The sequence below is a fragment of the Klebsiella pneumoniae complex sp. WS1778 genome, from assembly GCF_049472055.1.
GTDB lineage: Bacteria > Pseudomonadota > Gammaproteobacteria > Enterobacterales > Enterobacteriaceae > Klebsiella > Klebsiella quasipneumoniae.
This window is the reverse complement of the sequence record NZ_JBKGTJ010000001.1, coordinates 737,192-755,464: the sequence shown is the minus strand read 5'-3', so window position 1 is coordinate 755,464 and position 18,273 is coordinate 737,192. Positions and strand designations below refer to the sequence as shown.

General features: G+C 56.1%; 14 protein-coding genes. 10 read left to right on the top strand and 4 right to left on the bottom strand.

Going from position 1 to position 18,273, the window contains the following annotated elements:
* Positions 1 to 91 precede the first annotated feature (91 nt).
* Positions 92 to 877 carry a MipA/OmpV family protein gene (locus tag ACLEXF_RS03940; RefSeq protein WP_043519566.1) on the bottom strand — a complete coding sequence of 262 codons (786 nt, stop codon included), beginning with the start codon at positions 875 to 877 and terminating at the stop codon, positions 92 to 94.
* Between the two features lie 124 nt (positions 878 to 1,001).
* Here ACLEXF_RS03940 and ACLEXF_RS03935 point away from each other — a divergent pair, with 124 nt between their 5' ends.
* From ACLEXF_RS03935 to ACLEXF_RS03915, 5 genes are all read left to right on the top strand, one after another.
* A complete protein-coding gene (locus ACLEXF_RS03935; RefSeq protein ID WP_048294862.1) occupies positions 1,002 to 1,697 on the top strand; it encodes a response regulator in 696 nt (231 codons plus the stop codon).
* The gene (locus tag ACLEXF_RS03930) at positions 1,694 to 2,890 is read left to right on the top strand and encodes a sensor histidine kinase (protein ID WP_407259794.1); all 1,197 of its coding nucleotides are present in this window, start codon (positions 1,694 to 1,696) and stop codon (positions 2,888 to 2,890) included. The genes ACLEXF_RS03935 and ACLEXF_RS03930 overlap by 4 nt, the downstream gene beginning before the upstream one ends.
* A gap of 78 nt (positions 2,891 to 2,968) precedes the next feature.
* Complete coding sequence (locus tag ACLEXF_RS03925) at positions 2,969 to 4,117, top strand: efflux RND transporter periplasmic adaptor subunit (protein WP_423265729.1); 1,149 nt, start codon at positions 2,969 to 2,971, stop codon at positions 4,115 to 4,117.
* Positions 4,114 to 7,188, top strand: coding sequence for an efflux RND transporter permease subunit (locus tag ACLEXF_RS03920; RefSeq protein WP_423265728.1), 3,075 nt, complete (start codon positions 4,114 to 4,116; stop codon positions 7,186 to 7,188). Before ACLEXF_RS03925 ends, ACLEXF_RS03920 begins: the two co-directional genes overlap by 4 nt.
* Before the next feature lie 177 nt (positions 7,189 to 7,365).
* Positions 7,366 to 8,835: an alpha/beta hydrolase gene (locus ACLEXF_RS03915; protein ID WP_004205892.1), complete on the top strand. Its 1,470-nt coding sequence runs from the start codon at positions 7,366 to 7,368 to the stop codon at positions 8,833 to 8,835.
* Positions 8,836 to 8,887: 52 nt separating this feature from the next.
* On the opposite strand, the gene ACLEXF_RS03910 is transcribed toward ACLEXF_RS03915, so the two are convergent.
* Both ACLEXF_RS03910 and ACLEXF_RS03905 read right to left on the bottom strand, forming a co-directional pair.
* Positions 8,888 to 9,763, bottom strand: a complete 876-nt coding sequence (locus tag ACLEXF_RS03910; RefSeq protein ID WP_017900395.1) for an NAD(P)-dependent oxidoreductase — start codon at positions 9,761 to 9,763, stop codon at positions 8,888 to 8,890.
* A 130-nt stretch (positions 9,764 to 9,893) separates the two neighbouring features.
* Positions 9,894 to 10,778, bottom strand: a complete 885-nt coding sequence (locus ACLEXF_RS03905) for a LysR substrate-binding domain-containing protein (protein ID WP_114506220.1) — start codon at positions 10,776 to 10,778, stop codon at positions 9,894 to 9,896.
* A gap of 110 nt (positions 10,779 to 10,888) precedes the next feature.
* Here ACLEXF_RS03905 and ACLEXF_RS03900 point away from each other — a divergent pair, with 110 nt between their 5' ends.
* Complete coding sequence (locus ACLEXF_RS03900) at positions 10,889 to 11,641, top strand: sulfite exporter TauE/SafE family protein (RefSeq protein WP_025999256.1); 753 nt, start codon at positions 10,889 to 10,891, stop codon at positions 11,639 to 11,641.
* Here ACLEXF_RS03900 and ACLEXF_RS03895 read toward each other — a convergent pair.
* A complete protein-coding gene (locus tag ACLEXF_RS03895) occupies positions 11,638 to 12,336 on the bottom strand; it encodes a GntR family transcriptional regulator (RefSeq protein WP_004205898.1) in 699 nt (232 codons plus the stop codon). The two genes, ACLEXF_RS03900 and ACLEXF_RS03895, sit on opposite strands and share 4 nt — an antisense overlap.
* 267 nt (positions 12,337 to 12,603) lie before the next feature.
* On the opposite strand from ACLEXF_RS03895, the gene ACLEXF_RS03890 reads away from it, so the two are divergent.
* From ACLEXF_RS03890 to ACLEXF_RS03875, 4 genes are all read left to right on the top strand, one after another.
* Positions 12,604 to 14,142, top strand: coding sequence for a PTS transporter subunit EIIC (locus tag ACLEXF_RS03890; protein WP_004205900.1), 1,539 nt, complete (start codon positions 12,604 to 12,606; stop codon positions 14,140 to 14,142).
* A gap of 11 nt (positions 14,143 to 14,153) precedes the next feature.
* Positions 14,154 to 15,482: a 6-phospho-alpha-glucosidase gene (locus ACLEXF_RS03885; protein WP_004205902.1), complete on the top strand. Its 1,329-nt coding sequence runs from the start codon at positions 14,154 to 14,156 to the stop codon at positions 15,480 to 15,482.
* A 742-nt stretch (positions 15,483 to 16,224) separates the two neighbouring features.
* Positions 16,225 to 17,670 carry a sugar porter family MFS transporter gene (locus ACLEXF_RS03880; protein ID WP_004205904.1) on the top strand — a complete coding sequence of 482 codons (1,446 nt, stop codon included), beginning with the start codon at positions 16,225 to 16,227 and terminating at the stop codon, positions 17,668 to 17,670.
* Complete coding sequence (locus tag ACLEXF_RS03875) at positions 17,660 to 18,103, top strand: PTS sugar transporter subunit IIA (RefSeq protein ID WP_004205906.1); 444 nt, start codon at positions 17,660 to 17,662, stop codon at positions 18,101 to 18,103. The genes ACLEXF_RS03880 and ACLEXF_RS03875 overlap by 11 nt, the downstream gene beginning before the upstream one ends.
* Positions 18,104 to 18,273: the final 170 nt, after the last annotated feature.

Here is an 18,273-nt window from a genome sequence, read left to right as displayed (position 1 = left end):
CAGGTCTCGCTTCTGGTTGCCTATCTGCCAGACAATGCCGACTCACTCAATTTTGACCTTTCCCGGCAAAACGCACGCCATACTTTCCGACCTAAAATGTCCATGTGACAGCTGCTGTCAGTGCCGCCTCGTTACGTCGTAACACGATCGGGCTTTCATTAGCATGCTCCCCAAGCCAGGTATAGTCAGCACTCAAAACCGTGCCCCAGTGGGCATCAAACTGGTGGCTCCAGACCAGACTGTTGTCTATGCCATAAAATCCCCCCGGTGCTGAATAGCGGCTATAAGCTGAGCGCTGGCTCTGCTGCAAATTCACGCCATACCAGGTATTCAGGTAACGCTTGTCGCCAAACAGGGCCGCCGTTTGAAAGGCGAACGTGTCCTGGCCAGTTTGTACGGGAATAAACGTGAAGGATGCCTGGTAGCTTACCCCCTGGCTGTCCGTTAAAGGCAGCGTCGCTTTACCTTCAACACTGAGCCAGGAAAAAGCCTGCCAGCCGACGGCAAGAGCTGTATTCAGGGAAACATCAATATCTCCCATCCCTTTCAAATTATTTGCCCCTGCCCGCCAGCTGGCGTTTTTATCCTTCCTTCCCAGATCGTACCCCAGCGTATGTTCGAAGTACCAGCCGCTGGTGTTTTGCAGGTCATACCCTACCCCTTTCTGCGAATCAATAAAGAAAGCGCCGTTACGACCCTGCAATACAGGAACCACCTGCCATACCTGCTTGTCTGAACCTGAATATCGCGGAGCGTAGCGCCCTCCCAGCCCGATAGTGAAAGAGCCGGAAGAGGCGTTATCATTTGCCTGTACGCAGGATGTGATGACCGTCAAAAGCGGTACGGTCATATACAGGGCTTTTTTTATCGCTATCATACTGTTCTCCTAACAGATGCCGGCTTCTCCTGAAGCAGGAGCTGCCACAAAATGTTGGCGCAGTATGCTTTGGCAAAATCAATGAATCGTCGGGATAGTGTTAAGAAACGGTCAAGGTGAATGGATGTTGTCCAGAAGAGTGCTGATTATTGAAGATGACGCCGATGCGGCTGGCGTGCTCGAAGCCTATTTATGCCGTGAAAATTACGATGTCGTCATTACCGGAGATGGACTTTCCGGGCTGGATATGGCGCACCGGTGGAAACCCGATCTGATTCTGCTGGATGTGATGCTTCCGGGGCTTAACGGCACCGAAGTCCTGGCTGGCCTGCGTCGCAAAAATGATGTTCCGGTGATCATGGTCACCGCCATGGGCGATACTCCCGATCGTATTGGCGCTCTGCGCTATGGCGCTGATGATTATGTTGTTAAGCCTTACCATCCGGGAGAAGTTGTTGCTCGGGTACAGGCGGTACTGCGCCGTAGCAATAAAAAAGAAACAAAGGAAGAGATCCTTCGCTGGCAATCACTTGAAGTGGATGTCACGGCCATCGTGGCGAGTATTGTCGACGGGAACAACACACCGCGGACGTTAGACCTCACCCCAACCGAATTTTCACTACTGACCACGCTTATGCGCTCTCCTTCACGACCTTTTTCCCGCCAGCATTTACTGGAGCACTGTTTGCCGGAAAGTGAAGCCCTGGAGCGCGTGGTGGATACCCATATTTATAACCTGCGTAAAAAACTCGAGGCGGCGGGTATTTCCGGCGTGCTGGTTAACGTTCGCGGCGTAGGCTACCGGTTCAGACAACCATGACAAAAAATCGCTACTCCTCCCTGTGGCGCTGGATTTGCGCACGTATATTAGCGCTGGCCATCGGAAGCGTAATTGTCATTGCGACCTGTATGTGGCTACGTTATGCGGTGCAGAATTACTGGAACCTGGGCAGAATGCCGGTATCGGTCCGGCAAGAGTTTCTTGCGCTCAGCCAGAACCCGCAGGCCAACCCGGCGCGCTTCCATCAAATCGTCGATACCTGGTGGGGGTTGAGTTATTCAACCCCATCCATCGCCTCGGCGGACTGGGTCACCGTGGCGTTACTGGTCCTGGTCATGATCCCTTTTATTGTGGTGATGGGATTGAGATATGCCAGGCCACTGGCGCTGCAGTTCAGCCGGCTGCGTGATGCGGCAAAGGACGTCGCCGAAGGACAATTTGGCCGCCAGGCAGAGCTCATCAGGAATGCGCCGGCTGAAATGGTCAGCTTTGCGAGTGACTTTAATACCATGACGGTAAAACTGGCCCGCTATGAAAAAGAGTTACGTACCTCTCATGTGGCCATGGCGCATGAGCTTCGCTCCCCCCTGACTGCCGCTATTGGACGTTTACAGGGCATGCTGGATGGCGTGTTTGATGCCAGCCCGGAGCAACTGGCCATGGTAATGAAACAGCTTCAGCACCTGAATCGCCTGACCGATGAACTTCATCTGCTCTCGCTGTCTGATGCCGGGAATCTGGTTCTGGAAAACGAACCCTTTTATCTGGATGAGCTGCTTAAGGAACGGGCAACATGGATCATGCCCCAGGCTGATGCACATCGTTTTACCATCAGACTTCATCATTCTCAGGCGTGTCCCTTCAAAGGCGATACGTTCCGTATGGGCCAGGTTTTTACTATCCTTATGGAAAATGCCCTCCGTTACGGGCGTGATGGCGGCCATCTTGATGTCACGCTGCACTACGCCAATGGGCAATATTACCTCGAATTTCGCGATGACGGCCCGGGGGTATCCTCCCAGTTCCTGCCGGAAATGTTCAACCGTTTTAGCCGGGAGGAGCAGTCGCGTGCCCGCCACTCCGGAGGCAGCGGTCTCGGTTTATCCATCGCTAGCGCGATCTGTCAGGCTCATGGAGGCAGTATCAGCGCGTCGTTACCTGAAACCGGCGGACTCGCAGTCAGCATTTTGTTACCCTGGACGTCGTCTGAGATGGAAAATAGCCGCTCTTGATAATACCTTGACAAAACGTCGAATCTTTCTCGACTAAGCGCGCATTTAATAACGCCGTAACCTTTATGGAGCGGCGTTATGTCAGATGAATTTTTACTCTCCCTCCGCCACAGTCTGCACCATTTGTACGACGTGGCGCGCACCCTTTCCTGGCTGCACTTTCTTCCCCTGACCATTCTTTCGGTGGTGATTTTTCTGCTGCCCGGATGCGGGGACAACCATGGTAATACGACTGATCCTGTGCGAACGGTGCGCTACGTTGTTGTTGGCTCAGCGCAAACCCTTCCCGCGCTGGAAAGAACCGGAGAGATCCATGCGCACGATGAAACGATTCTCAGCTTTCGTACCGGCGGCCGGATAGTGACGCGTAGCGTCGATATTGGCGATCGGGTCAATGCAGGGCAACTGCTGGCCACGCTTGAAAATACAACCAGTCAGAATCAGCTCGATGGCGCACAGGCTGATTATGAAGGAGCCAAAGCCGCTGCTCAGGTTGCTGCACTTAACCTCAACCGAATGCAAAAGCTCATGCCAACAGGCGCGATTGCCCGCACGCAGCTCGATACCGCCCGCGCAGACTGGCTTGTCGCCCGCGCGCGTTTAAAAAACAGCGAGTCCGCATTGCGTAATGCCCGGGAAAGCCTTGGCTGGACGCGTTTGATGGCGCCGCAAAGCGGCGTGATCACCGAAGTAAGCGCCTCTGCAGGTCAGGTGGTCAGTGGTGGTCAGTCGGTGTTGACGCTGGCGACCGGTGAAGCCCGCGATGTGGTGTTTGATATCGCTAAACCCGATGCGATCCCGCCACAGGAACAGGCTGGCTTGCGAGTGTCCCTCCTCAGCGACCCGTCGGTGCAAGCGTCCGCCGCGCTAAGAGATATCAGCCCGCAGGCCGATCCTCAGACCCGCACATGGCGCGTCAGGGCTACTCTGCAAAACCCGCCGCTGGCAATGGTGTTGGGCGCCAGCGTCACCGTCACGTTACCCGCAACCGGCCCGCATGGATACGCCCTTCCCGCTTCAGCGCTGAGTCGCGTCGGCGACAAACCGGCAGTTTATGTAATTAATCCGCAGTCGCAGGCACAGCTTCGCGTGGTGGTGCCAGCATACTATACCGCCACCTCGGTCATTATCTCCGGCGGCCTTGAACCAGGCGACCGGGTAATTACCGCCGGCGTGAGTAAATTACGCTCCGGCGAGCCGGTGATTGCCGGGGAGTGCGAATCATGAAACCAGTATTGAATGAGAAAGTTAACCTCTCCGCCTGGGCGCTAAATAATCAACAGATGGTCAGTTTTTTCATGCTACTGATCATTGCTATGGGCGCGTTCTGTTATGAGAAGCTGCCACGTAATGAAGATCCGGCGTTTACGATTAAAACGGCTGTCGTTTCCGCGCAATGGCCCGGGGCATCCGTAACGGATACCACCCGACTGCTGACCGATACGCTGGAAAAAAAGCTGCAGGAAACCCCCTGGCTTGATTATCTCGAAAGTGAATCCCGTGCCGGGAGAACCGTTATTTATGTCAATCTTCGTGACGATACCCCGCCGGAAAAGGTGCCGGATATCTGGTATCAGGTACGCAAGAAAATGCAGGACATTGCCCCGTCGTTGCCAGAAGGCGTTCAGGGCCCCGCCGTCGACGACGAGTTTGATGACACGTTCGGTACGATTTATGGCTTTATACCTGAGGGCTATACCCTACGGGAGGTCCGGGACCAAGTTGAGACCATTCGCCGGGAACTCATGTCGTTACCGGAGATCGGAAAAACCACTCTGCTGGGTGAGCAGCAGGAACAGATAGTCCTCTCTTTTTCTCCAGCGCGTCTGGCAGGTATGGGGCTGAACATCCAGCAGGTAGCGGATGCCCTCAGAGCACAAAATGCGGTTGTCCCGGCAGGTATAATCCGCACCGGACAGGAAAATATGGCGATAAAGGTCAGCGGGGAGCTGACATCTGAAGCGAGCTTACGTGCCGTCACGCTGCATATTAACGATCGTTACCTTCCTCTGACGGATATTGCCACCGTTAGCCGGGAAAACGGCGAGCCTCCCCAACCGGTTTATCGGGTCAACGGCAAACCCGCCATCGGGCTGGCTATCTCGATGGCGCCGACGGGTAATATGCTGCGTTTCGGCGCCGCGCTGAATGCAAAAATGCATGCCATCAGCGTCACGCTGCCGCACGGTATTGAGATGGTCAAGGTTGCCGATCAATCAGCGGTGGTCAGCGACGCCGTAAGCGGGTTTATCCGGGTGCTTATCGAAGCCGTGGCGATCGTCCTGGCCGTTTCGTTTGTCTCACTGGGTTTACGAGCTGGACTGGTCGTGGCTGCGGCCATCCCCCTGGTTCTGGCCATGACCTTTACGGGAATGATGCTGGCAGGAATAGGTCTGCAGCGTATTTCTCTCGGCGCATTGATTATCGCGCTGGGCCTGCTGGTCGATGACGCCATGATCACCGTGGAAACCATGGTCTCTGGTCTGGAAGCCGGGGATTCCCGCCGGCAGGCGGCTACCCGGGCTTTTAAAACGACCGCATTTCCGATGCTGACGGGCACCCTTGTGATGATTGCCGGGTTTATTCCCGTGGGATTTGCTGCGTCCAGCGCCGGTGAATATTGCTTTTCCCTGTTTGCCGTGGTGCTCATCGCCCTGCTGTGCTCATGGGTTGTCGCGATCCTGTTTTCACCGTTAACCGGCACGTGGCTGTTATCTGACAACATCAGACAGAAGGCGAAAGGTCCTGGATGGATGGCCCGCGGATACCAGTGGCTACTGCGCAAGGCGTTGCGTCACCGCTTCGCCACCGTGTGTATTGCCCTCATTGTGCTTGGTCTGTCCGTATACGGAACAACCTTTATGCAGGGGGAGTTTTTCCCCGCCTCCGACAGGCCAGAATTGCTGGTAAGCCTGACGCTACCGGCAAATGCCTCGCAGTCGGAAGCGCAAAATAGGGTTGAAAAGCTGGAGAAGGCCCTGGCAGGCAACCGCAACGTTGAGCGCTTTTCGACATACGTTGGGTCGGGAGCGATCCGTTTTTACCTGCCTATGGATGTGCTTCTGGCAAATGAAAATATCGCCCAGATGGTGGTGGTGGCTAAAGATCTTAAAGCGCGGGATCGTCTTCATCGACAGTTAAACAGGATACTGGCTACGCGCTTTAGCGACATCATCACGCGCGTATCGCCCCTGGAACTTGGGCCCCCGGTCGGGTGGCCAGTCAAATATCGGGTGAGTGGGCCTGACTATCTGAAGGTCAGGTCGATCGCGAATCGCCTGAGTGATGTCATTGGTCGGTCTCCCTCTTCCCGCGAGGTTAATCAGATGGCAGGCGAGCCGGAGAGAGTCATGACCCTCAAGGTCAATCAGACCGCCGCCCGGGCTGCGGGTGTGTCGTCAGAAAGTCTGGCCCGGATGCTCAATACCGTCTGGTCCGGCAGTATAGTCACGTCGGTTCGCGAAAATGACCGCCTTGTCGATGTAGTGCTCCGGGCCAGGGACAATGAGCGTCTTAACCTCGCCACCTTCTCTTCGCTGACTATTCAGGGGAATGACGGTAAACAAATCCCCCTCAGCGCCTTTGCCACACCAGTCTGGGGCGTGGATGATCCGGTGATCTGGCGTCGACAGCGTTTGCCTTTCATCACCGTGCAAACTGACCTCGCACCGGGACTTCGCGCTGAAGCAGTATCCGCAGCGTTGCGACCAGCGGTAGACAGGTTGCGCGCGGAACTGCCTGAAGGCTACAGCATTGAAGAAGGAGGCGCGGTTGCTGAATCGGAAAAAGGTAATAGTTCGGTCTATGCGGTTCTGCCGGTGACAATGGTCATCATGCTCTTGCTGTTGATGCTCCAGTTGCGCAACTATTCCCGTATGGCGTTGGCTATACTGATGGCCCCGTTTGGTTTACCGGGTATCGTACTGGCTATGTTACCTGGCGGAACACCGATGGGATTTGTCGCTCTGCTTGGCGTGATTGCGCTCGCTGGCATGATCATTCGTAACGCCGTCATACTAATTAGCGAGGTTGACAGCAATCTTGCTCAGGGGATGGCAAGCGATGCCGCCATTATTGCGGCCGCAGAGCATCGTGCGCGCCCCATCTGCCTGACTGCCTGTGCCGCCATTCTGGGGATGATCCCCATCTCCCATCAGGTATTCTGGGGACCGATGGCCTATGCGATTATTGGGGGGCTACTGATTGCCACGCTGGTTACACTGACCGTTTTACCTGCATCGTTAAGCCTGTTGTTACACCTGAGAATGACGTCCTCAGGCGAGACTTGTGAAAAATGAGTGGCGTGCCGTCGTATCCTCGTCTCAGGGGGTTGCCAGGTTATTCGCTGCAAGTCAAAGAACTTGCTCACCTGCTGCTGCAACGCCTGGGTAACAGGAAACCTAATAAAAAGTAAATCTCCCTGACCATGTTTATTTATACTCAGAAAACATGTCATTAAGAAAGGAAGCTACGCATTGAAATGGCTAACCTGGTTAAAACGTATCGTGTTGTCCCTGCTGCTGTTGATCGTTGGCGCTCTGGGACTACGCCTTTATGACATTCAGCGCGGGCCCGATCTGCAGCTCTGGCATACCTGGGTTCCGCATGAGATGGACGCGGATGAAATCGACAATGCTGACTGGAACGATTACATCAAAAAAGAGAATGCGCTCTTCAGTGAGGTAAAACGCCAGGTTACCGATAAGCTGGACGCTGAGCAGCAAACCGAACTGAATCGTTACTACAGCCACAGCCCCATCTATCCGGACTCGTTTCCCACCAACTGGAATCGGTCATACATCATGATGCCGGATGGTAAACCGCAAGGTGCTGTGGTGTTGCTGCATGGTCTGACAGATACCCCCTACAGCCTGCGGCATATCGCCGAAAATTACCGCCAACAGGGTTATGTCGCCATCGGTATCAGATTACCGGGCCATGGGACGGTTCCCGCCGGGCTGACCGACGTGGACTGGCAGGACTGGCTGGCCGCCACGCGCCTGGCGGTGAGAGAAGCGAAACGACTGACGGGTAAAGATGCGCCCCTGCATATCGTCGGATTTTCCAACGGCGGCGCGCTGGCAATGAAGTATTCGCTGGACGCGCTGGATAATGCCGAACTGGCAAAACCCCAGCGGGTGATCCTGATTTCTCCGATGATCGGCATTACTAGCTTCGCGCGTTTTTCCGGCCTCGCGGGCTGGCCCGCGTTTCTCCCCGCCTTCTCGAAAGCCGCATGGTTAAACATCATGCCCGAATTTAATCCGTTTAAATATAACTCCTTCCCGACGAACGCCGCCCGGCAGTCCTTCCTGCTGACCAAAGCGCTGCAAAAGCAGATAGTGGCTGACGCGAGGAATCAGAAACTTAACAGCTTACCGCCGGTATTGACCTTTCAGTCCGTCATGGATTCAACGGTCAGTACGCGGGCGATCGTGACGGCGCTGTATAACCGCTTGCCGGATAATGGCAGTGAAATTGTCCTGTTCGATTTAAATCATGCGGTCAGGTTTAATTCATTATTACGCCGGACGTCTTACACCGCGCTGGCGCGGTTGCTGCCCGCAGCGCCGCGAGCTTATCAAACCACGATCATCACTAACGCCAATTCCGCCAGTACAGAGATGGAGATCCGAACAACACCTGCCGGGAAAACAGACACTACGGTGGAGAAGCTACAGGGACTGCATTATTTACCGGACGTGTATTCGCTTTCTCATGTCGCGCTTCCCTTCCCCTTGAGCGATTCGCTGTACGGACGCTATCCCCATCCGCTGAATCAATACGGGATCAGCCTCGGCACTTTTGCAGCTCGCGGCGAGCGTTCTGTGCTGGTAGTGGGCCTGGACTCGCTGATGCGCCAGTCTTCCAATCCGTTTTTTCCCTATATGATCAAGCGCATTGACGAAGGGATCGACACTCGCCCGGCTCTCTCCGGGAAATAACTCTTCTCTGGATAAGTGGCCACCACGGCCACTTTTTCCTGAGGATGCGGTACTACGCTTTCGCCGACGTCGACAGCCACTGATATATCGAGGACAAATCCTGCCCGGCATATCCTGCGTCCGCCGCCTGCTGCCACAGTTCGGCGATGTTATCCAGCCCCGGCATGGTGTGCGGCTCGGCCAGGGAAAGCGCCAGCCGGGCATCTTTCAGCGCATGCGCCAGCTGCATCTGCGGCACGAATTGCTCATTGGCGATGGCGTCCAGTTTGACTTTGACATACGGTGCGGCCAGCGGGCCGCCTTCCAGGGCGCTCCACAGCTGGTCGGGAGTAAAGCCCAGCGTCTTCGCCAGCTGAGCGCTTTCCGCGATGCCCTGCATCATCGAAATCAGCCAGGCATTGAGGACCAGCTTCATTTTCTGGCTGTTGCCCGCCTCACCAAACCACTGCGTCCCACGTGAGATAGCGGCAAATATCTGCTCCGCCGCGCCACATTTTTCACGCTCCCCGCTGGCGAGCACCAGGATCTGCGCCTTCTCCGCCGGGGCTTTGGTCCCTGAAACCGGAGCATCGACGAAGGTCATCGCCGGCTGAAGCTCCCGCAGCAAGGCGATAGCCTGCTGGGTCTCCGGCAGGCCAATGGTGCCCATCTGGCAATAGATCGCCTGCGGCTGACAGGCAGGCGCAATTTGCGCCAGTACCTCCAGGGTAGCCTGACCGTCGGCGAGCATACTGATGATCACTTCAGCATCGGCCACCGCCTGCTGCGGCGTGGCGTGCAGAGATAATCCCTGCGCCTGTAAATCCTCGCCGCGCGCTGGCGAACGGTTCCAGCCCGCGACGGTAAAGCCCTTCTTCAGTAGATTGCTGGCAAAAGCGTGTCCCATGGCGCCGAGTCCCAGCACCGCGACCTTTGGTAATGTACTCATCTTGTCTGTCCTGATTCGCGTATTAATAAATGGCGGACGTCTACTATCGCATCTCTGGCACGGAAGTCAGTAGCAATAACCGCCATAAAAAGTGACACTGTCACTACGTCGTGGCCATGTTTATAGCGGCTCAGGGCTGGCGGAGCCACTCCAGCAAGCGGCGCATTGCTGGCGACAGGCGGTCGTCATCCTGATAGCACAGGCACAGCCGACGCAGCGCCCAGCGATCCTGTAATGTGATAACGGTGAACCGGTAGCGCGGCTGATAGCGTTCGGCAATAACGCGCGGCAGGATCGCCCCGCCGGCACCGTGAGCCACCATCTCGCAAAGCCCTTCAAAATGGCTCATCCTGATGCGGACGTTCAGCGCCTGGCCGAGTCCGGCGGCCTGCTCTTCAATATGCTGCTGCAGCGCGCTGGTCTGATAGAGCGCGACCAGCGGCTCATGGATAATCGTCGCGAAAGCCACTTCGGCGGTTTCACGCAAGGCATGGGCCGGCGGCACGATCAGCACCAGGGGATCCTCCGCGACGGGCTCCAGGCGCAGCGGCCCGGGATCGACCGCATCGGACACCACCCCGGCCTGCGCTAAGCCCGCCAGAATGCTGCTGACAATATCCGCGCTGGTGCGCTCTTCGGTGTCGATCTGTATCCCGGGATGCGCTGCCATCCACGCGGCGAGTTTGCCCGGCAGAAAAGCCGACATCGCCGAGGTATTGGCAAACAGGCGCAGCGTTCCCTGCTGACCGCGGGCGAAGGCGTGCATCGCCTGGCGCAGACGCCGCTGCTGCTCTAACAACGGACGAGCATGGCGCGCCAGCACCTCCCCGGCCTCGGTCGTTGTCACTCCCCGGGCATGACGGTGCAGCAGCGGTACCCCGACCTCCGCCTCCATTTTGCGCAGCCTTTCGCTGGCGGAGGCCAGCGCCAGATGGGCCGCCGCCGCTCCGCCGGTAATGCTGCCGCTATCCACGATGGCGATAAACAGCCGCAGATCGGCGAGATCCAGTCGCATGGCGCCCTCCTTCCCTTCGGTTTTACCGTAGCCTGTGGGCAACATACCGCATTGTCCCCCCCGCGACCAGCTGTTTCAATGCCCTTCTCTGAGCCGATAAGTGAGCCATGATGTTTGATCTCCACACTCTCTGTTTACTGCTGATCTTTATCGCCGCCGGCCTGGTCAAAGGGGTAACCGGTATGGGGCTGCCCACCGTGGCGATGGGCCTGCTTGGCCTGCTGATGCCGCCACCGGCCGCGGCGGCCCTGCTGGTGCTCCCCTCGCTGTTGACCAATCTCTGGCAGCTGCTGGCCGGCCCCGCGCTGGCGCAGATTGCGCGTCGCCTCTGGTTAATGATGACCGGGATGATTATCGGCACGCTGGCGGGATCGTCACTGCTCATCCATCTTAACCCGCGGTGGTCGGCGCTAGCGCTGGGCGCCGTGCTGATAGCTTATGCCGGATACGCACTCCGTGGTCCGGCGGTGCAGGTTTCTGCACGCATGGAAAAGCGCCTGTCGCCGCTGATGGGCGGACTGACCGGAGTGATCACCGGGGCGACCGGGGTATTTGTTATTCCGGCGGTGCCCTGGCTGCAGGCGCTGGGCTTTCGTCGCGACGAGCTGGTCCAGGCCCTGGGATTGTCGTTCACCCTGTCCACTCTGGCGATGGCGGCCGGCCTCTCTCTGCACGCTGGCTGGCGCGCAGATTCGCTGCTGCTGTCGGCGCTGGCGCTGGCGCCCGCGCTGCTCGGCATGTGGCTGGGACAGCGGATCCGCTCGCGTCTCAGCCCGCAGCGCTTTCGTCAGGGCTTTCTGTTGTTCCTGCTGGCGCTGGGGCTGGAGCTTGTCCTCCGGGGGTTGCTGGCGGAATCATCCTAGCGGCGGGTAATGTGCTTCACATTGTATTTACTGGTGTTCTGGTAGATCTCTGAGAAATCAACGATCGCCCGGTTCTGGGCGTAGCTGACAGACTGCACCCGTAGCAGGAGGCTGTTAGGCGCCACCTGCAGCAGCTCCGCCTGCTCGCGGGTCGCCAGCACCGGGGTATAGCTGCGGTGGCTCTCAATAATGGTGATATGGCACTCTTTTTTGAAATAGTTGAACTTAGACTGCTCAAGGTTACCCACGCTGAGCCACGGAAAAGCGGCGTAGGGAATGTAGCTGTTCTCCACCAGGATCGGGACCTCATCAATCAGCCGCAGCCGCCTGACGTAGTAGACTTTTTCTCCCGGCTGGATCTTTAACTGCTGGGCAATGGCCGGCGGGGCGTCAAGCAAGGTGAACTCAATAACCTTATTGCGGTAGTTGGTGACCCCCACCACCTGCATCTGGTAGTTAAACCCCTCCAGCTCTCCGCCATGATAGTTACTTTTACGCACAATGCAGGTTCCGCTGCCGTGCCGCCGGGCGATCAGCTTTTCCTCCTCGAGTAGCGCCAGCGCTTTGCGCAGCGTCATCACCGAGACCTGCAGCTCCGCAGCCAGCGCTTTTTCGCTGGGCAGCATATCGCCGACGGCATAGTCGTCGCTGTTGATGCGGGCCTTCAGTTCTGTGGCAATCTTTTTATAAATCACTTTTAGATGTCTCACCGAGAGGAGTGACGTCAAATGCAGCTGCATTTAATGCATTGTATTTATTCATAAAAATTAATTTTCACGCGCCATAAGCAGCGTTAACTCATCTATAAAAATGGCTATATTTATATATCTCTCCTGCAACAATATATATGACTTTCGTCACAGATGGCCTTTTTCCTGCTCGGGATCCCGGTGGTCTGCTCCTAGTCTGATAAGCCTATTGATCAGGTGATGACAGCGGGCGATGAAGACGAGAGGACAACCATGATTGGCGTGAAAAAGCTTCAGGACTTTTCCAAGGCGATGATCGGGCCGGTGCTGTATCTGCCGGCTATCGGCCTGTTGATCGCCCTGTTCAGCATGACCACCAACCGGCTGTGGGTGGATGAAAGCAGCGGAATCTATCTGTTGGGGAAATTCGTCTCCAGCATGCTCTGGGCGCTGATGAACAATCTCGGGTTTCTGTTCTGCCTCGGACTGGCCAGCGGTCTGGCGAAAACCCGCAAAGCCGAAGCCGCTTTCGTGGCGGCCATGACCTGGCTGGTCTATCTGGCGGCGAACAACAGCTGGCTGACCCTGACCCATCGTCTGGCGACCGGAGCCACCAACGCGCAACTATATGGCAGCGGACAAACCTATATCTTCGGTTTTCAGGTCATCGATATGGGCGTGTTCCTCGGTATTATCCTTGGCTGCGCCGTCGCCTTTGTTCACAATCGCGTGGTTGGCATTGAGTTTCGCGGCGCGCTGTCGATCTACGGCAACAGCAAGCTGGTGCTGATCGTGATGCTGCCGCTGGTGGGCCTGTTTGCTATCGCCACCGTCTATCTCTGGCCGGTGGTGGAGCTGGGTATCTCGGCGCTGACCGGCTTTATGAAATCCTTTGGCGCCATCGGGGTCTTCCTGTACGGCTTTCTCAACCGGTTCCTGATCCCCACCGGGCTGCATCATTTGATCTGGTCGCCGTTCGTCTTTACCTCTATCGGCGGTCAGTTGCTGATTGATGGCCAGACCGTCATTGGCGCCAAGCCTATTTTTCTCGCCGAAATCGCCCGTCATCCCGTTGACGCGCTCAGTGATTCCGCCCGGTTTTTGACCTATGGGATGGTGAAGATTTTCGGCACCGCCGGTATGGCGCTCGCTTTCTATCGCACGGCGAAACCGGAGAATAAACAGCGGCTCAAAGTCACGCTGATCCCCTTAATTGTCACCTCCGTGCTGGTGGGGATCACCGAACCTTTTGAGTTTCTCTTCATCTTCACCGCCCCGCTGCTGTGGCTTATCTACTCCCTGCTGGACGGTTTTTTCCAGATGCTGGCCTGGCTGCTTCACGTGCGGGTCTGCGCCACCAACGGTCTTATCGATTTTGTCGTCTATAACCTGCCCGCCGGCGCTAGCGTGACGCGCTGGCCGGTGTTTGTCGCCCTCGGGCTGCTGGAGACCGCCACCATGTACCTGGTCGGCACCTTCTGTATTACCCGCCTGCGAATGCTTACCCCGGGGCGCGAAGCCGCTGCCGATGCGGTGCGTTCCCCACAGACGGATCCGGCAAATGGCGAGTCTGACAAAGGCGCGATGGTGATTGCGGGGTTGGGCGGCAAAGAAAATGTTTGTGCGGTGGAAAACTGTTTTACCCGCCTGCGGGTCGATGTGCGCGACCCCGCACTCATCCAGCAGACGCTGTTAAAAGAGAGCGGCGGGAGCAGCGTGCTGATTAAAGGCAATCATGTTCAGGTGATCTACGGCCTGGGGGTTAACAAAATTCGAACGGCGGTCAACGCCAGTCTGGGTGTAACTGAATAACGAGGTGGTAAATGAAAGATAACTTTGTGGTCACGATTGCCGGCGGCGGTAGTACCTATACGCCGGGGATTGTCATGATGCTGCTGGAAAATATGGCGCGCTTTCCCCTGCGGGAGATCCGTCTGTACGATAACCATCACGAGCGTCAGAAGACCATCGGCGACGCCTGCGCCATTCTGGTGGCGGAACGCTTCCCGCAGGTAAAATTCAGCTATACCACCGATCCGCAGGCGGCCTTCACCGACGTGGATTTTGTGATGGCGCATATTCGCGTTGGCCTGTATGAGATGCGGGAAAAGGATGAAAAAATCCCGCTGAAATATGGCGTGCCGGGTCAGGAAACCTGTGGGCCGGGAGGGATCGCCTACGGTATGCGCTCGATTGCCGGCGTGCTGGAGCTGGTCGATTATATGCAGCAGTACGCCCCGGGGGCGTGGATGCTTAACTACTCCAACCCGGCGGCCATCGTCGCGGAAGCGACCCGTCGCCTGCGGCCCGACGCGCGCATCATCAACATCTGCGATATGCCGGTGGCCATCGAGGGGCTGTTTGCCGATATCCTCGGTCTGCCGTCGCGTAAGGCGCTGAACGTCCGCTACTATGGCCTCAATCATTTTGGCTGGTGGACCAGCATCACCGATAAAGCCGGTAACGATCTGATGCCGGCGCTCAAGCGTCACGTGGCGGAGCAGGGTTACAGTAGCCCAAAAGAAGATTTTCAGCATAAAGCGCCGAGCTGGATCGAAACCTTTAAAAAAGTGAAGGATGTGTTTGCCCTCGATCCCCTGACGTTGCCTAATACTTATCTGAAATACTACCTCTATCCTGACTACGAGGTAGCCCACTCTGACCCGGACTTTACGCGGGCTAACGAAGTGATGGCCGGACGTGAAAAAGAGGTCTTCGATATGGCCCGGGAGATCACTCGTCGCGGCACCGCGGAAGGCGCGCATTTCCATGCCGGGGCCCATGCCACCTTCATCGTCGACCTCGCCTGCGCCATCGCCTTTAACACCCAGGAGCGGATGCTGTTGATCGTGGAAAACAACGGGGCGATCGCCAACTTTGACGAGACGGCGATGGTGGAAGTCCCCTGCCTGGTGGGCGTCAACGGCCCGGAACCGCTGGCGATGGGAAAAATCCCTTCGTTCCAGAAAGGACTGATGGAGCAGCAGGTGGCGGTGGAGAAGCTGGTCGTTGACGCCTGGATTGAGAAAAGCTACCAGAAACTGTGGCAGGCCATCACCCTGTCAAAAACGGTGCCCAGCGCCGCGGTGGCGAAAGCGATTCTCGATGAGCTGATCGTCGCCAACGAAGGTTACTGGCCCGCGCTGCACTGATTTTTTGCCACAACCCTGCCGTGAGAGCCCCTCTCGGCAGGGTTATCGCCGGCATCCATCCCGCGATACCTCCTTCCATAGCCTCCCTCAGCGCCAACGCGTCAATGGCCTGCGCGACGCCAGGCCAGACTGACATCACAGCATCGCCAGCCACTATTTTCCCTGAACAGAGTAATGAAATATAAATTCTATTCTTCGATATTATGGCGTAAAAATGTGATCTGCGTTGTATTCTCTGCGTTACATTAACCCACTGAAAACAACATCATTATTACTAGCTCGCAAATTTAACCCGCATTTCATAGGGATATACTGCCGCATGCCATTGTGATTCGCTTCATGTATTTACCTTCCTGCAACACCGATTTGAAATTAAATTTTCATAATGTGATCTTGTAGCATGCTCATTCCATTTCTTTGTGCCATATTCTTAGCACGGTAAATCGCCGGAACGACAGCAACGTGCCACACCAGGGCGCTGTCCTGCGGCCAACGTCGGCGCTGCCGACGCACTGAAGACCGCTAACCCGAAAAGGAGAACGGATATCGACGACATCCATGCCAACACCAAGCCGTAAACCTCTTTGACCGCCATTGCTTAGCGTACCCTGCCTTGTGCTGAGCAATTACACAAAGAAGAAAATCATTTAATTCAGTTAGATACGACAACACAGGCGTGATAAATCCTGACTGGGGAGATGTATTTTTATCTTGTGTCGTTCAACAAAATAAAGGGACTACCATGTCATTTATAACAAACCTGAACCAGCAACAGAGAAAACGACTTCATCAGATCACCTTAGTGGCCACCTTCGGCGGCCTGCTTTTCGGTTACGACACCGGCGTTATCAACGGCGCCTTTTCCTCACTGAAGCAGTACATGGCGCTGACCCCGACCACCGAAGGGCTGGTAATGAGTGTCCTGCTGATCGGCGCCGCGCTGGGCAGCGTGTTTGGCGGTAAGTTCGCCGACTACTTCGGCCGGCGCAAATACTTGCTCTTCCTCTCCTTTGTTTTTCTTATCGGCGCCCTGCTTTCCGCCGCGGCTCCCGATATCACTACCCTGCTGATTGCCCGCGCCCTGCTGGGCTACGCCGTCGGCGGCGCCTCGGTCACCGCCCCCACCTTTATTTCTGAAGTGGCGCCCACCGAGATGCGCGGTAAGCTGACCGGCCTGAATGAAGTCGCCATCGTTATCGGCCAGCTGGCGGCGTTTGCCATTAACGCGATCATTGGCATCATCTGGGGCCATCTGCCGGACGTCTGGCGCTATATGCTGCTGGTGCAGGCGATCCCCGCTATCTGCCTGTTTGTTGGCATGTGGCGCGCGCCGGAAAGTCCGCGCTGGCTGATCAGCAAAAACCGCCACGAGGAAGCGCTGCATATTCTCAAACAGATCCGCCCGGCGGAACGCGCGCAGAAAGAATTCGACGACATCTCCACCCTGATCAAAATTGAAGCCGGCAATAAGTTCAGCACCCAGAACACCTTCACCACTATCCTCAAAACGCCATGGATCCTCAAAATTTTGCTGGTGGGCATTACCTGGGCCGCGCTGCAGCAAACCACCGGGGTGAACGTGATTATGTATTACGGCACGGAAATCCTGAGTGCCGCCGGCTTCTCAGAGCGTACCTCGCTGATCTGTAACGTGCTGAACGGCGTCTTCTCCGTCGGCGGTATGCTGATTGGCGTGCTGTTTCTCGTCGATCGTTTTAAGCGTAAGACGATCATTATCTACGGCTTCGCCATTATGGCCACGCTGCACCTGATTATCGCCGCAGTCGACTACACCCTCGTGGGCGACCTCAAAGCCACCGCTATCTGGCTGCTGGGTGCGCTGTTCGTCGGCGTGATGCAGGGTTCGATGGGCTTTATCACCTGGGTGGTGTTAGCCGAGCTGTTCCCGCTGAAATTCCGCGGATTGTCGATGGGGATCTCGGTATTTTTCATGTGGATCATGAACGCGGTGGTCAGCTACCTGTTCCCGCTGCTGCAGGCGAAACTGGGCCTTGGGCCGGTCTTCTTTATCTTCGCGGCCATCAACTATTTGGCGATTCTGTTCGTGGTGTTCGCCCTGCCGGAGACCTCCAATAAATCGCTGGAGCAGTTAGAAGCGGAGCTGTCAGCGAATCATGAGGATAAAAAATCTACTCGTCTCACCAGGGAGGTTGGCTATGATCGATAACATCACGCTGGATAATCTCCACATCGGCTGCAAGGCCAGTAATAAAGCGGAAGTCATCGCCATGATTGGCGCAGAGTGTAAAGCCAAAGGCTATGTCAATCAGGAGTGCGTTCACTTTCTGCTGGAGCGTGAACATCAGGTTTCCACTTTTTTGGGCAATGGCATCACCCTGCCGCATCTGCCGAAATCAGCGACGGATATCATTCTTAAAACCGGGATTGAGATCTATCAGTTTCCTGATGGCGTTATCTGGGATCGCGGCAACGTGATGTTTATTGCCATTGGCGTGATTGCGAAAGAGAAAGAGCATATTGACGTGCTCAAAGAAATTGCCTCGATATTCAGCGATGAGCTGATCGCGAATGCGTTGTCATTAATCTCCGACAAAAATGACTTCCTGAAGATCCTCCAGCATAACGCGCTACCGCGTTAAGTGCGCCACCGGCCGGGGCTCTGCCCCCGGCCATCGCCTTATTTTATTGGTCTCGCAGAAAGCAAGCATTACGAAAAATCTAATTTTCTCCGTTATCACGTCACTCACAATAATAACCGGGGAAATTAACGCATATCGAATGGCTATCAACTCTATTTATTATGCGACAG